The sequence below is a fragment of the Ruegeria sp. BHSC037 genome, assembly GCF_059613045.1.
Genome location: NZ_JBXWRT010000005.1, coordinates 190,934 through 205,717, shown reverse-complemented (window position 1 = coordinate 205,717; position 14,784 = coordinate 190,934). Strand labels below are relative to the sequence as shown.

Genomic DNA, 14,784 nt, shown 5'->3' with positions numbered 1-14,784 from the left:
TCAGTCCCGCTTCTCAAACTGCTCGGCTTCGGCGGCGGCTTGCGCGGCCACATCTTGAATCATCGGAACCGCCGCAGGCGCATCAAGGCCCAGCACGAAGGCGCGCCCATAGCCCCAGATCTGCAGACACAGCCGCAGGCAGAGGACGGAAAACGCAACGGGCGCCAACAGCTTGGCGGGCCAGATCGGGATACCGATGTCGATTGAACTGTCGCGACTCCACATCGGGGCGCCGAAATCGAAGGACCGGTCGAAATGCGCCCAACTGCCCCAGACCAGCGCCACCATAAGGACAAGGATCAGAACAACCGAGACGAGTTCGAACAGCCACAGTGCACGACCGTGCAGGCGCGCAATGACGATGTCCATTCGGATATGCCCGCCCTCTCGCTGCACATACGAGATCCCAAGGAAGGCAATCAGCGGCATGGCCTGCTCGATCCAGTCGACATAGCCCGGCAAAGGGGCATTGACCGCGTTTCGGCCGCTGACGGAAATCACGGCCAGTACCATCAATCCGAACACGGCAAGCCCACTGAGCAAGGCCAGAAAACGTTCGAGTTTCAGCAAATGCCGGTCAAGACGACTAAGCAAACTGCCGTCTTCCAGCACGGTGGCCTGTCCTGCCATCCGGTCGTCCCCTATCTGGAAAAAAACCGGGGGCCGATGCGCCCCCGGTCAGTGGTGTCAGTTGCCGCCGCGCTGCTGCTTGAGCGTGGATTGCACTAGGTCATACAGCTCTTGCGCCGGAAGGCCCTGGGCCGACATGTCGGCGATCCACTGTTCGCGGATCGGGTCGGCTGCCTTGGCCCGGAACTCGGCCAGAACCGCGTCGTCGATCATCACCTTCTGCACGCCCTTTTCTTCCAGAACGCTGTCCCATTTCTTGAGCAACTCGCCATAGTTCGCGAGATAATGCGCAATGGCTTCGTCGATCGAGCTGTCCAGAGCCTCGCGATGTTCCGACGGCAGCGCCTCGTAGGCGTCGATATTCACCACGACCGGGCAATTCACCGTGCCAGGGTTCAGGTTCGCGGTCCACCAGTCCGCCTCGTTGATGGTGCCGAAGGACAGATGCGCATGCTGGGCGAAGGCCACGGTATCGACGACGCCGGACTGCATCGCGTTGTAGGCTTCGGTAGCGGGCACCGACGTGGGCACCGCGCCTACCGACTCGAACGCGTTGCCGATGCCACCGGTCGCGCGCACGCGCATGCCTTCAAACTCAGACAGCTCATCCCGTGGCTCACCCTTGCCGACCAGATTGTACTGCGGCATCGGCGAGGTCATGAGGATGCGTGCATTCCACTGTGCCATCTCGTCCTTGACCGCGGGGTGGTCATAGACCGCATGGCTGACCGCGACCTCTTCGTCCAGCGTGTTCACACCCAGGAACGGAAGTTCCAGCACCGTGATCGCGCGGTTCTTGTCGCGGTGATAACCCGCGCAGAACTGGGCCATCTCGAAGGCGCCGATCTCGATCCCGTCCAAGTTTTCCCTGGGTTTGGACAGGCCACCATAGCTGACGTTGATGGTAAACGCGCCATCGGTCTTCTCGCTGACCAGTTCGGCCAGCTTTTCCACATGTTCGGTGAAAGCACGGCGCTTGCCCCAGACCGACGCGTTCCATTCCGTCGCGGCCGCTTCGGTCACGAAAGACACGGCCAAGGCGGCGATCGCCGCGCCGCTCAACATCTTGTTCATCATAATCTCTCCCTTTGGCACACCCCCTCCCGGGGCGCTTGGGGTCAAGCTAGCGCCAACATGTGAATGTGCCAAGCCCCCGTTCAGACCAGCGCCCCAACAGTCGGGCAATGGACACGCCGTGCGGGAATTGCACCTGGGCAGGCTTCCCCATGACGGGAAGGAACTGCACGACGGCATCGTTTACAAAATCACGGAGACAATTTCGTTGTTTTACAGACACCCAGATCTTGGGAACATAGAAAATTTTTACAATTCGCAACTGTATCGAGAAAGTTGTTTACAAACAAATCCAAGGATTACGGCAATTTATTTCTTTCTTTTCGCGATGCCGTATTATCCATCGCGGGGAAGAAGCGGATCAACGATGCCCAAAGAAGGGGCAAACTTGATCCATCGAATATCCAGTCAGAGGGAGGAGCCTCAGTATGACCAGCGCTGCCCAGGCAGAAACCAAGGTTTATCCGCCATCCGCCGAAACCGTAGCCCGCGCCCATGTGGACGCCGAAAAATACGCCCGGATGTATGAGGAGTCGGTCAGCGACCCCGAGGCATTCTGGGGCGAGCACGGCAAGCGGATCGATTGGATCAAGCCCTATTCCAAGGTCAAGGACGTCAACTACGATTTCGGCTCGGTCAAGATCAACTGGTTCGCTGACGGCACGCTGAACGTCTCGGCCAACTGCCTGGACCGACACCTCAAGACCCGGGGCGATCAGACCGCGATCATCTGGGAACCGGACGATCCGAATGACGAAGCCCAGCACATCACCTATGCCGAGCTGCACCGCCGCACCTGCCGGATGGCCAACATTCTGGAGTCGATGGGCGTGCGCAAGGGCGACCGGGTGGTGATCTATCTGCCGATGATCCCCGAGGCCGCCTATGCCATGCTGGCCTGCGCCCGCATCGGCGCGATCCACTCGATCGTGTTTGCCGGCTTCTCGCCCGACGCGCTGGCGGCCCGGGTCAATGGCTGTGACGCCAAGGTCATCATCACCGCCGACGAGGCGCCGCGCGGTGGCCGCAAGACCCCGCTGAAGTCGAATGCCGACGCTGCCCTGCTGCACTGCAAGGACACGGTGAAGTGCCTGGTGGTCAAGCGCACCGGTGGCCAGACCACCTGGATCGAGGGGCGCGACTTTGACTACAACGAAATGGCGCTGGAGGCCGACGATTACTGTGCCCCGGCCGAGATGAACGCCGAAGATCCCCTGTTCATCCTCTACACCTCGGGCTCGACCGGCCAGCCCAAAGGCGTGGTGCATACCACCGGCGGCTATCTGGTCTATGCCTCGATGACGCATGAGATCACCTTCGATTGCCATGACGGCGACATCTATTGGTGTACGGCGGACGTGGGCTGGGTCACCGGGCACAGCTATATCGTCTATGGCCCGCTGGCCAATGGCGCGACCACGCTGATGTTCGAAGGTGTGCCGACCTATCCCGACGCCTCGCGGTTCTGGCAGGTCTGCGAAAAGCACAAGGTCAACCAGTTCTACACCGCCCCCACCGCGATCCGCGCGCTAATGGGTCAGGGCAACGAGTTCGTCGAGAAATGCGACCTGTCCAGCCTGCGCATCTTGGGAACCGTGGGCGAGCCGATCAACCCCGAGGCCTGGACCTGGTACCACGAGGTCGTCGGCAAGGGGAAATGCCCGATCGTGGACACCTGGTGGCAGACCGAGACCGGCGGCCACATGATGACCCCCCTGCCCGGCGCGCATGCGACCAAACCCGGGTCGGCGATGAAACCTTTCTTTGGTGTTCAGCCCGTCGTGCTGGACCCGCAGTCTGGCGTCGAGATCACCGGAAACGGGGTCGAAGGCGTGCTGTGCATCAAGGACAGCTGGCCGGGCCAGATGCGTACCGTCTGGGGCGATCATGAGCGGTTCGAGAAGACCTATTTCTCGGACTACAAGGGCTATTACTTTACCGGTGACGGCTGCCGCCGCGACGAGGACGGGGATTACTGGATCACCGGCCGCGTCGATGACGTGATAAACGTCTCGGGCCACCGCATGGGCACCGCCGAGGTCGAAAGCGCGCTGGTGGCGCACCCGGCCGTAGCCGAAGCCGCCGTGGTGGGCTATCCGCACGACATCAAGGGCCAGGGCATCTATTGCTACGTCACCCTGATGAACGACCGCGAGCCCACGGAGGAGCTGCGCAAGGAGTTGCGCCAGTGGGTCCGCACGGAGATCGGCCCGATCGCCAGCCCCGACGTGATCCAGTGGGCCCCGGGCCTGCCCAAGACGCGCTCGGGCAAGATCATGCGCCGCATCCTGCGCAAGATCGCCGAAAACGACTTTGGTTCGCTAGGCGACACCTCGACCCTGGCCGATCCTTCGGTGGTCGAAGATCTGATCGAAAACCGGGCCAACAAGTGAGGGCATGATGCAGGCTGATACGATCACCAAGCCCGCCGTCCTGATCCTTCTCGGCCCTCCGGGCGCCGGGAAGGGCACGCAGGCCCGCATGCTCGAAGATAAATTCGGTCTGGTGCAACTCAGCACCGGCGACCTGCTGCGCGCCGCCGTGGCCGCCGGAACCGAGGCTGGCAAGGCCGCCAAGGCGGTGATGGAGGCCGGTGGCTTGGTCAGCGACGACATCGTCATCGCGATCCTGCGCGACCGTCTGGCCGAACCCGACTGCGCGCGCGGTGTCATCCTTGACGGCTTTCCGCGCACCACGGTTCAGGCCGAGTCGCTGGACAAGCTGCTGTCGGAAAACGGTCAGAAGGTGAACGCGGCCATCAGCCTCGAGGTCGAGGACGCCGAGATGGTGACCCGGATCGCCGGCCGCTATACCTGCGCCAATTGCGGCGAGGGCTATCACGACCAGTTCAAGCAGCCAAAGGTCGAAGGCGTCTGCGACAAGTGCGGCGGCACCGCCTTCAGCCGGCGTGCCGACGACAACGCGGAAACCGTTGCTTCGCGGCTGGCGGCCTATCACGAACAGACCGCGCCCCTGATCGACTATTACCAGCGTCAGGGCGTATTGAAGCGGCTGAATGCCATGGGTCAGATCGAAGAGATCGCCCGCGGCCTTGAAGGCATCGTGGGGGAGGCGATGCGCTAAAGGGGAAAGGCAAGCCCCCGAATTACGTTTCTTCACTGGAACCGCCTTGGCGGACCAGAGGAGCTTTGCCTGACGCCGCCCCCGGCGGTCAGGCCCAATCGAAGGGTGGCCCGGCGTTTCGGAGGACAAGGGCAATGGACCACCCTGGAGGAAGCAAGGAGGAAACCGCAATGGCGGATCATTCAACAAACTCCGCGCAGACTGCCGAAGCCGGCAAGGGCTATTGGCAGGCAAACCTGCGTCTCATCTACATCAGCCTCATCATCTGGGCGCTGGTGTCATTCGGGTTCGGCATTCTGCTGCGCCCCCTGCTGTCGGGCATCGCCGTCGGCGGTACCGATCTGGGCTTCTGGTTCGCGCAGCAAGGCTCGATCCTGGTCTTTCTGGCGCTGATCTTCTTCTACGCCTGGCGCATGAACAAGCTGGATGCCGAATTCGGCGTCGACGAAGAATAAGGGAGCGAGGGGACAATGGATCAGTTTACCATCAACCTGCTGTTCGTGGGCGCGTCGTTCGCGCTTTACATCGGCATCGCGATCTGGGCCCGCGCAGGGTCCACATCGGAATTCTACGCCGCCGGTCGCGGCGTTCACCCGGTCACCAACGGCATGGCCACGGCGGCCGACTGGATGTCGGCGGCCTCGTTCATCTCGATGGCGGGTCTGATTGCCTTTACTGGCTATGACAACAGCTCATTCCTGATGGGCTGGACCGGCGGCTATGTGCTGCTGGCGCTTCTGCTTGCGCCCTATCTGCGCAAGTTTGGCAAGTTCACCGTGTCCGAGTTCATCGGCGATCGCTTCTACAGCCAGACCGCGCGCGTCGTGGCGGTGATCTGTCTGATCGTGGCCTCGGTCACCTACGTGATCGGCCAGATGACCGGCGTGGGCGTGGCCTTTGGCCGCTTTCTGGAAGTGTCGAACACCACCGGGTTGCTGATCGGCGCGGGCGTCGTGTTCGCCTACGCGGTGTTCGGCGGCATGAAGGGCGTGACCTATACTCAGGTCGCTCAGTACTGCGTGCTGATCACCGCTTACACGATCCCGGCGATCTTCATCTCGCTGCAGCTGACCGGCAACCCGATCCCGGCTCTGGGCCTGTTCGGCGACACCGCCGGCGGTGAGCCGCTGCTGACCAAGCTGGACGCCATCGTGGCCGAGCTGGGATTTGCCGAATACACCGCCCATCACGCGAATACGTTGAACATGGTTTTGTTCACCCTGTCGCTGATGATCGGCACCGCCGGCCTGCCCCACGTCATCATGCGCTTCTTCACCGTTCCCAAAGTGTCGGACGCCCGCTGGTCGGCGGGTTGGGCGCTGGTGTTCATCGCGCTGCTGTACCTGACCGCCCCCGCGGTTGGCGCCATGGCCCGTCTGAACATCACCGACATGATGTGGCCGAACGGCGGCATCGAAGGCGGCGCTGTATCGCTGGAGCAGATCGACAACGATGCCCGGTATGACTGGATGGCGACCTGGCAGAAAACCGGCCTGCTGGACTGGGAAGACAAGAACGGCGACGGCAAGATCCAGTACTACAACGATCAGAACGCCGACATGCAGGCGCTTGCCGAGGAAAAAGGCTGGGTCGGCAACGAGTTGACCAACTTCAACCGCGACATCCTGGTTCTGGCCAACCCCGAAATCGCCAACTTGCCGGGTTGGGTGATCGGTCTGGTCGCGGCCGGTGGTCTTGCGGCTGCGCTTTCGACCGCTGCGGGCCTGCTGCTGGCAATCTCGTCGGCGGTGTCGCACGACCTGATCAAGGGCTCGATCAACCCGAGCATCTCGGAAAAGGGCGAGCTTCTGGCGGCGCGGATCGCAATGGCCGTGGCCATCGTGGTTGCCACCTATCTGGGCCTCAACCCTCCGGGCTTTGCGGCGCAAACCGTGGCGCTGGCCTTCGGTCTGGCGGCGGCCTCGATCTTCCCGGCGCTGATGATGGGGATCTTCTCGACCCGCATCAACAACACCGGCGCGGTCGCGGGCATGCTGGCTGGTCTGACCGTCACCCTGGTCTACATCTTCCTGCACAAGGGCTGGCTGTTCATTCCGGGCACCAACTCGTTCACCGATGCAGACCCGCTGCTGGGTCCGATCAAATCGACCTCGTTCGGTGCGATCGGCGCCATGGTCAACTTCGGCGTCGCCTATGTGGTGGCCGGCATGACCAAGGAAACCCCGCAGGAGATCAAGGATCTGGTCGAAAGCGTACGCATTCCCCGTGGTGCGGGCGCGGCTCAGGACCACTGAGCCGGATGCGGTCCGCGATGATGCATCACGGGCCGTTTCCCTCGACCAACTTTTCCCGCCCGGCTAAACCCCGGGCGGGGCTTTTCATTCCAGCGGACGGGCGAACCCATGGCGCTTTCACCTGATCAGATCACCCGGTTCCTGAAATCCGTGCACCCCTATGACGCGCTGCCGGTCGAGGAACTGGCCGACATCGCGGCCCGGATCGAAGCGCGCGAAATCCCAAAGGGCACCGTCATCTATCACCGCGGCGCGAAATTGCCCGGCCTGTTCATCATCTACGAAGGCCAGGTCGAGATCACCGACGAAAACGGCGCGGTCGTATCCCATCTGGGCCTGCGCAACTCGTTTGGCGAGCGTGGGCTGATGCGCGACGGACGCGCGGTGACCACGGCAACGGCTGACGCGCCCTCGGTTCTGCTGATCATCCCCGCCAACCTGTTTTCCGATCTGCTCAAGCGCCACGTCGTCATCGCCAAATTCTTCAACCGGGCCCGCCCCGTGCGGCCCGAACAGCAATCGCTGGCCACCACACGGGTGGAAACCCTGATGGCGCGCAAGCCGGCCACCTGCACCCCGGACACGACCGTTCAGGAAGCCGCGCGCCTGATGCGTGACCGGGGCATTTCGTCGGTCTGCATCACCCAGCGCGGTGCGCTGCGCGGCATTGCCACGGTTCGGGACCTGTCGGGCAAGGTCGTGGCGGGCGCCCTGCCCCCGACGACCCCGGTGTCACAGATCATGACCCCGGACCCGCTGACCCTGTCGCCCGGCGCTATCGGCTCGGACGTTCTGCACGCGATGCTGGAATGCGGTATCGGCCATATCCCCATCACCGAAGGCGGGCGCCTGGTCGGGATCGTTACCCAGACCGACCTGACCCGGTTCCAGGCCGTCAGCTCGGCCGAGCTGGTCAGCCGCATCGCGCAGGCCAGGTCGGCGACCGAGATGGCCGCGGTCACGGCCGAGATCCCGAACCTGCTGGTGCAACTGGTGGCGGCCGGCAACCGGCACGAGGTCGTTACCCGCCTGATCACCGACATCGCTGACGCCGCGACGCGCCGGTTGCTGGCGCTGGCCGAGCAGGAACTCGGCCCGGCGCCCGTCCCCTATCTGTGGCTGGCTTGTGGCTCGCAGGGTCGACAGGAACAGACGGGCGTATCCGATCAGGACAATTGCCTGATGCTGGATGACAGCGTCACCGATGCCGACCTGCCCTATTTCGAGGCGCTGGCCAAATTCGTGTCCGACGGGCTGGATACCTGTGGGTATTTTTATTGCCCCGGTGACATGATGGCGACCAATCCGCGCTGGCGGCAGCCGGTCCGGGTCTGGCGCGAATATTTCAAAGGCTGGATCGCCAAGCCCAATCCCGAGGCGCAGATGTTGGCCTCGGTTATGTTCGACCTGCGCCCCATCGGTGGCCGGTTCGAGCTGTTTTCCGACCTGCAGGCCGAAACCCTGCGCGCGGCCCGGGCGAACTCGATCTTCGTGGCGCACATGATCTCGAATTCGTTGAAGCACACGCCGCCACTGGGCCTGCTGCGCGGGATCGCCACGATCCGCTCGGGCGAGCACCGCAACACGCTGGACCTCAAGCACAACGGCGTGGTGCCGGTGGTCGATCTGGGCCGCGTCTACAGCCTGCAGGGTGAATTGACCGAGGTAAACACCCGCGCGCGCCTCAAGGCAGCCGAGGCCGCAGGGGTGCTCAGCCCGTCGGGCGCGCGGGACCTGCTGGATGCCTACGACCTGATCGCGGAAACCCGGTTGAACCATCAGGTCAAACAGATCAGGAATGGCGACAAGCCCGACAACTATCTTGCGCCGTCGGAACTGTCGGACTTTGAGCGAAGTCATCTTCGGGACGCGTTCGTCGTGGTAAAAACGATGCAATCCGCGGTCGGGCACGGCAAGGGGATGCTGGGGTAAAGACCCCGGCAGGAAGAACGGAGGAGGAAGATGTTTCTTGAGCTGATCGGCACGATCTTTGCGGGCTTTGCCATCGCGGGCCTCGTGATGGGGCTGAACCGACTGACCGGTGGCCGTCTGCCAAAATGGTCGGCTCCGGTTGCGGCCGGTTTGGGCATGATCGCGGTCACGATCGTCAGCGAGTATTCCTGGTACGACCGCACCCGTGACGCCCTGCCCGAGGGCCTGACCGTCGTGCAAGAGGTCGAAAGCCGCGCGCTCTATCGCCCCTGGACCTATGCGGTGCCCTATGTTGACCGGTTCGCGGCCGTCAATACGGCTTCGTTGCGGACCAACGCGCAGGTGCCGGATCAGCGCCTGATCGACCTGTACTTCTTCGGCCGCTGGGCGCCGGTGTCCAAGATGCCTGTTGCCGTTGACTGCGCCAACCACAGACGGGCCAGCCTGGCGGACGGCGCCGCGTTTGACGCCGACGGTCGGTTGATCGGCGCCGACTGGCTTCCGGTCGGAGCGGATGACCCCGTCGTGTCTGCCACCTGCGGAGCCTGACCATGCTGACCCGCCTGAGCCTGCGCCTGAGAATTTTTCTGTTCTTCTGCTTGCTTGCCGCGGGAGGCATCGCCATCACCCTGATCGCGCTTTGGCTTGGCCTGCGCCGGGCCGACCCCGCGGACATGACCAGCGCCTTCGTGTTCAGCGGCCTGATGATCTCGTTTGGCTTGCTGGGGCTGGTCGCTGGTGTCTGGCTGCTGTTCGACGACAACGTGGCCAAACCGATCGAACGCCTGTCGGCGCAGTTGCGCGCACGTGCACATGCGGGGGTGGATACCGATCTCGACCTGCAGGCGGCGCGCTATCTGGGTGATCTGGCCCCCGCCGCCGCCAGCCTGGCCGAACGACTGGCCAGCACCGCCCTGTCCACCGCCGAGGCCGTGGCTGCCGAAACCGCTCATCTCGCCTCGGAAAAAGAGCACTTGACCGCGCTCCTGTCCGAGATCCCGGTCGCAATGCTTCTGGCGGGGCCAAACCACCAGATCGTTCTGTACGACGCGCAGGCCGCCGAGGTTCTGGCGCAAATCGCCCATCCCCGTCTGAACGCCTCGCTGTTCGACTATCTCGAACGCAAACCTCTGCTGGACGCTTACGAGAAGCTGGCGAAAACCGGCATGGATGTCTATTGCACCCTCGCCAGCGTGGACGGACGGCAGACCTACACGGCACGCATGAAGCCGTTGGGCGATGCGCCGGGCTATATGCTGATCTTCGAAGACAGCGTCGCCCGCATCCCGCCCGAGGCCGCGCGCCCTCTGGTCTATGATTTCGACCTTCTGGACACCCCCGGCGACGAGGCTTTTGAGAACCGCCCCCTGTCGCAACTGTGCTTTGTGGTCTTCGACACCGAAACCACCGGTTTGCTGCCGCACAAGGACGAGATCGTGCAGATCGGCGCCGTCCGTGTCGTCAAGGGGCGCATCGTCGAGGGCGAGCAGTTCGACACGCTGGTCAATCCGGGCGTTCCGATTCCACCCGCTTCCACCAAGGTCCACAAGGTCAGCGACCGCATGGTGCAGGATGCACCAGATATCGTGACCGCCGGCCGCAAGTTCCACCATTTTGCCCGCGACGCGGTGGTCGTGGCCCATAACGCTCCCTTCGACATGGCCTTTCTGAGGCGCCACGCGAAGCGGATGCAGGTCGAGTGGGATCACCCCATTCTTGACACTGTTCTGCTGTCGGCGGTTCTGTTCGGAGCCAGCGAAACCCATACGCTCGACGCTTTGTGCGAAAGACTGGGCGTGGAAATCCCCGAGACGCTCCGTCACACGGCTTTGGGGGATGCGGTTGCGACGGCTGAAGCGTTGGTGCGCATGCTGCCAATGCTGGCTGCGCGCGGAATGCAGACCTTCGGCGACGTGATTGCAGAAACCCGCAAGCACGGTCGGTTGCTGGAAGACCTGAACTGACTCAGCCTATTGATCGCGATACAGCTTTTCGTGGACAATTCCGCTTCGGCATGGCACCCCGGGGCCGAGCACTGGACGCGCATGAAATGACAGCAAAGACATTCAAACCCGGCCCCGAGAACTCCCTGGCCTTTCGCGAGGCGCTGGGCTGTTTCGGCACGGGCGTCACCGTCGTCACAACCGCAACTCCTAGCGGTCCGGCGGCGATAACCGTCAACTCCTTTGCTTCGGTCTCTCTGGATCCGCCTTTGGTGCTGTGGTGTTTGGGCAATGAATCGAACCGGTTCGAAGCCTTCAATGACGCGCAGCACTATGCGATCCATGTGATGGCGCAGGATCAACAGGAGCTTGCCTTGCGATTTGCCCGCGATGGCCGGGATTTCTCGCATACCGAATGGCATGCGGACGATCGCGGTCGTCCCCTGCTGGACACCTGCCTTGCCCGGTTCGACTGTTCGCTGTTCGCCCGTCATCCGGCCGGCGACCACGCGATCCTCGTCGGCCAGGTCGAAAACGTCATGGTCCAGCCCGGCAAAGGTCTGATATTCAAGCGCGGTCAGTTCGGAGGATTCGACGATCTGATGTGATCCGCGTCCCGAGCAACCTGAAGAAACTTCGGCAATAGCTTTTGAACAGCACCAAAAAAACAATTCATCTTTGTACACACCCCGAAAACGGCGGGAAGCTCTGTCAGCTATTGCTTGCGTCATTCGCTGGGCCGAGCCAGCATTTTCCATCGGGTGTCAAACAGCCTGTCCAAACGCGTAATGGGTCGGCGAGTCTTTGATCCGGATGGATTTCAACCGCTTCGCAATCACGCCATAGCACGCGAATATCGCAAGCATTTCGGCGACCATTGCTGGCAGAAGAAAAGCTTTTCTTTCGTCCGCAACCCCTACGACCTGCTTGTTTCGATGCTCTCTTACATGCAGCAGCACCATGAGCATCCCGAGCATGAAAGAGTCCAGGGCCTGAGCTTTCGCGACTGCATTCTGAGCACGTTCGATCCGGATCGGCCGGCACGCTTTCAAACTCAGCTTCTGACCGATGCAAAAGACCGGCAAATAGTGCACCGGATCGGACGCTTCGAGACGATCGGCGAAAGCTTTGACGAAATCACCCGGTATATCGGGCTGAAGGTCCGGCTGCCGCACATGAACAAATCGAAACGTGGAAAATATATCGACCACTATGACCCAGAAACCATCGGACGGGTCGCACACGTCTTTCAGCGCGAGTTTGACGCACTGGGCTACAGCACTGACCCAACGTGCACCGAGTTCGGGCCAATCAAGCTTGAGCGTCACCCCAAGCTTGTCGATTGAGCCGCCACCCGGCATGACTGCCAGGCCGGAACTCTGTTCATTCGTCCAATGACCCGTGCACGGCAAAGGCCTCCAACTCGGCCTCTTGCGGCGTGATCACCCGAAAAGCCTCGTGAACGCCGGACTCGGTCAGGCTGCGGGCAACGGTCAGCAGGGTGTTGGGTGCATGATCGTCACACATCTCGGACATATGGGCCAACTCGGCACGGGCCACGTCCAGCGCCGCCTCGACCGACGGCGCGCCGTAAAGGCGCACGAAATGCTCGGCCAGGTTGGTGGCCAGCCGCTCCATCTCGGCCGGTTCGATCTGCGTCACCGCCACGAAGGTCACGCGCCCGAAGGTCTCGAGCCCCAGCCACCCATTGGCAAATGCCTGACGCGCCTTGCCGGCCAGGTCGGCCTCGCCCCAGTTCGAAAATTCGAACCCGCCCGAGATGCACCACTCGCCCGTTCGAGCGGGCGAGTGAAAGACGTTCAGGTCGCTTTCGTCGAAATGAATGGCGCGGGCCAGGTTCAATGGGTGTCCTCCAACAGATGGGTCAACGGAACAAGCTGGGTGTCCGCCCCGTTCCGCAACAGCATGCCGAACCGCTCATCGGCCCCGAGAAACACGCCGCGATCACCATAAGGCTCTCCGACGCCCTGCAGCAAGCCCATCCATTCCCCGTGCAACGGCGCGTTGCCATCCTCGGACCAGCGGTTCAGCCAGGTCAGCATGTGACGCGACCAGCTTTCGACCAGCTGCACCGGGGACACTTCCGCGCAGCCTTCATCATACAGGGCCGTCACATCGGGCGACTTGCCGGGCTCGTCCCCGGTTTGCAGCAAAGCCAGTTCCCAGCCGACGACCAGCCAGTCGGGCACGGTTTCCGGATCGGATGTCGACGCGGCCACACGAAATCGGCCGCAGCGGGCCCCGTTGACGAAAATCGGACCATCCCAGCCCAGATGCACCGCCACCTCGGGCGGAGCCAGCGCGCCCAGCGCGTTCTGAAACCCGACGGCACACAGCGGCAGCATGGCCATGGCGTCCTGCAATGGCACCTCGGGCGCAAACACGATGGCCGCGCGCACGCGATCCGCCTGGATGTTGTAGACGACGCTGCCCGCATCGCAGCCCAGCGCCGCCATGGCCTGCGCATGGTCGAACGGATCTTCCCCACCCTGCACCGGGTGCCCGGACAGCAACGGCGGAAAGACCGGCTGCGTCATGCCTTGCCCTTGGCGATCAGATCGCGGGCGATCTTGCGGAAGGCCTCGGCCTGCGGGCTATCGGGTTTGCTGACCACGATCGGTGCCCCACCATCAGCGGCCACGCGGATATCCAGATGCAGCGGAATTTCCCCCAGCAACGGCACCCCCAGTTCGGCGGCTTCTGCGGCGACACCCCCATGGCCGAACACGTGTTCCTCGTGCCCGCAGTGCGAGCAGATATGCGTGGACATGTTCTCGATCATGCCGACGATCGGCGTTTTCAGCTGGCGGAACATGTCGATGCCTTTGCGCGCGTCGATCAGGGCCACGTCTTGCGGGGTCGATACGACGATGGCGCCGTCTACCTTGAACTTCTGGCTCAGCGTCAGCTGCACGTCACCGGTGCCGGGCGGCAGGTCGACGATCAGCACGTCCAACGCGCCCCACTGCACCTGGCTCATCATCTGCTGCAACGCGCCCATAAGCATCGGACCGCGCCAGACCACCGCCTGACCTTCGTTGGTCATCAACCCCATCGACATCATGGTGACGCCGTGATTGCGCAGCGGCAGGATGGTCTTGCCATCGGGGCTGGCCGGCCGTCCCGACACGCCCAGCATGCGCGGCTGCGAAGGGCCGTACACATCGGCATCCAGCAGGCCGACCCGCCGCCCTTCGGCCGCCAGCGCACAGGCTAGGTTGGCCGAGACGGTCGACTTTCCGACCCCGCCCTTGCCCGAGGCCACGGCGATGATCCGGTCAACCCCGGGTACCGCCTGCGGCCCGGTCTGCGAGGGTTTGGGCTTGGGTTTCAAATCCGGCGGCGCCTTGTCGGAATGCGCGGTCAGCAGGGCCGAGACCTTGGCCACCCCGTCGACCATCTGCGCCGCCTTTTCGGCCGTGGCGCGTACCGGTTCCATCTTCTCGGCATTCTTGGGGTCGATTTCCAGTACGAAGCGCACGGTATCGCCCTCGACATTCAGCGCGCGAACCACACCCGCGCTGACGATGTCCTGCCCCGAAACCGGGTCGGTGATCTTTTTCAGGTTCGCCAGAACCGCGTCGCGGATGCTCATGCGTCGCCGTCCTTGATCTGGCCGGTCACCACGTGTTCGACATCCAGACCGTCGATCGTCAGGACCATCTTGACTTCAAAGCTTTTACCCGCCGGATCGCCCGCCTTGCGCAGCGCGTCTTCGATGGCCTGCTGGCTGGTCACGCCAACCTGTTTGAGGAATTTGCGCATCGACATGTTGTAATCGCCGCTCATCGCCGTGTGTCTCCGTCTTGTTCGTTCATTTGACGCATTCACCCTGTCGCCGTTAG

The 14,784-nt window shown here is 62.8% G+C and carries 14 protein-coding genes and 1 pseudogene; 9 read left to right on the top strand and 6 right to left on the bottom strand.

Annotation, left to right across the window (positions count from 1 at the left end):
* On the bottom strand, positions 1–630 hold the full coding sequence (locus AC2FMN_RS07045) for a TRAP transporter small permease (RefSeq protein WP_496687123.1): 630 nt from the start codon (positions 628–630) through the stop codon (positions 1–3).
* A 57-nt stretch (positions 631–687) separates the two neighbouring features.
* Positions 688–1,704, bottom strand: a complete 1,017-nt coding sequence (locus AC2FMN_RS07040) for a C4-dicarboxylate TRAP transporter substrate-binding protein (protein WP_496687122.1) — start codon at positions 1,702–1,704, stop codon at positions 688–690.
* Positions 1,705–2,132: 428 nt separating this feature from the next.
* Here AC2FMN_RS07040 and acs point away from each other — a divergent pair, with 428 nt between their 5' ends.
* From acs to AC2FMN_RS06995, 9 genes and pseudogenes are all read left to right on the top strand, one after another.
* On the top strand, positions 2,133–4,097 hold the full coding sequence (gene acs, locus AC2FMN_RS07035; RefSeq protein ID WP_496687121.1) for an acetate--CoA ligase: 1,965 nt from the start codon (positions 2,133–2,135) through the stop codon (positions 4,095–4,097).
* 7 nt (positions 4,098–4,104) lie between these two features.
* On the top strand, positions 4,105–4,788 hold the full coding sequence (locus tag AC2FMN_RS07030) for an adenylate kinase (protein ID WP_496679711.1): 684 nt from the start codon (positions 4,105–4,107) through the stop codon (positions 4,786–4,788).
* 170 nt (positions 4,789–4,958) lie between these two features.
* On the top strand, positions 4,959–5,243 hold the full coding sequence (locus AC2FMN_RS07025) for a DUF4212 domain-containing protein (RefSeq protein ID WP_496687120.1): 285 nt from the start codon (positions 4,959–4,961) through the stop codon (positions 5,241–5,243).
* Between the two features lie 15 nt (positions 5,244–5,258).
* Positions 5,259–7,043: a sodium:solute symporter family protein gene (locus tag AC2FMN_RS07020; protein ID WP_496679709.1), complete on the top strand. Its 1,785-nt coding sequence runs from the start codon at positions 5,259–5,261 to the stop codon at positions 7,041–7,043.
* Between the two features lie 108 nt (positions 7,044–7,151).
* The gene (locus AC2FMN_RS07015) at positions 7,152–8,975 is read left to right on the top strand and encodes a DUF294 nucleotidyltransferase-like domain-containing protein (protein ID WP_496687119.1); all 1,824 of its coding nucleotides are present in this window, start codon (positions 7,152–7,154) and stop codon (positions 8,973–8,975) included.
* Positions 8,976–9,005: 30 nt separating this feature from the next.
* Positions 9,006–9,524, top strand: a complete 519-nt coding sequence (locus AC2FMN_RS07010; protein ID WP_496687118.1) for a hypothetical protein — start codon at positions 9,006–9,008, stop codon at positions 9,522–9,524.
* Between the two features lie 2 nt (positions 9,525–9,526).
* Positions 9,527–10,939: a 3'-5' exonuclease gene (locus AC2FMN_RS07005; protein ID WP_496679704.1), complete on the top strand. Its 1,413-nt coding sequence runs from the start codon at positions 9,527–9,529 to the stop codon at positions 10,937–10,939.
* A gap of 86 nt (positions 10,940–11,025) precedes the next feature.
* A complete protein-coding gene (locus tag AC2FMN_RS07000; RefSeq protein ID WP_496687117.1) occupies positions 11,026–11,526 on the top strand; it encodes a flavin reductase family protein in 501 nt (166 codons plus the stop codon).
* Between the two features lie 60 nt (positions 11,527–11,586).
* Positions 11,587–12,264: pseudogene (locus AC2FMN_RS06995) on the top strand (sulfotransferase family 2 domain-containing protein); the annotation flags it as partial.
* A gap of 37 nt (positions 12,265–12,301) precedes the next feature.
* On the opposite strand, the gene AC2FMN_RS06990 reads toward AC2FMN_RS06995, so the two are convergent.
* Genes AC2FMN_RS06990 through AC2FMN_RS06975 form a run of 4 tightly spaced genes read right to left on the bottom strand, consistent with a single transcriptional unit; the run spans position 12,302 to position 14,728 of the window.
* On the bottom strand, positions 12,302–12,781 hold the full coding sequence (locus AC2FMN_RS06990; protein WP_170437244.1) for a DUF6505 family protein: 480 nt from the start codon (positions 12,779–12,781) through the stop codon (positions 12,302–12,304).
* Positions 12,778–13,476, bottom strand: coding sequence for a biotin/lipoate--protein ligase family protein (locus AC2FMN_RS06985; protein ID WP_496687116.1), 699 nt, complete (start codon positions 13,474–13,476; stop codon positions 12,778–12,780). Before AC2FMN_RS06985 ends, AC2FMN_RS06990 begins: the two co-directional genes overlap by 4 nt.
* Complete coding sequence (locus AC2FMN_RS06980) at positions 13,473–14,534, bottom strand: Mrp/NBP35 family ATP-binding protein (RefSeq protein WP_496687115.1); 1,062 nt, start codon at positions 14,532–14,534, stop codon at positions 13,473–13,475. The genes AC2FMN_RS06985 and AC2FMN_RS06980 overlap by 4 nt, the downstream gene beginning before the upstream one ends.
* Complete coding sequence (locus AC2FMN_RS06975) at positions 14,531–14,728, bottom strand: DUF6494 family protein (protein ID WP_496679695.1); 198 nt, start codon at positions 14,726–14,728, stop codon at positions 14,531–14,533. The genes AC2FMN_RS06980 and AC2FMN_RS06975 overlap by 4 nt, the downstream gene beginning before the upstream one ends.
* Positions 14,729–14,784: the final 56 nt, after the last annotated feature.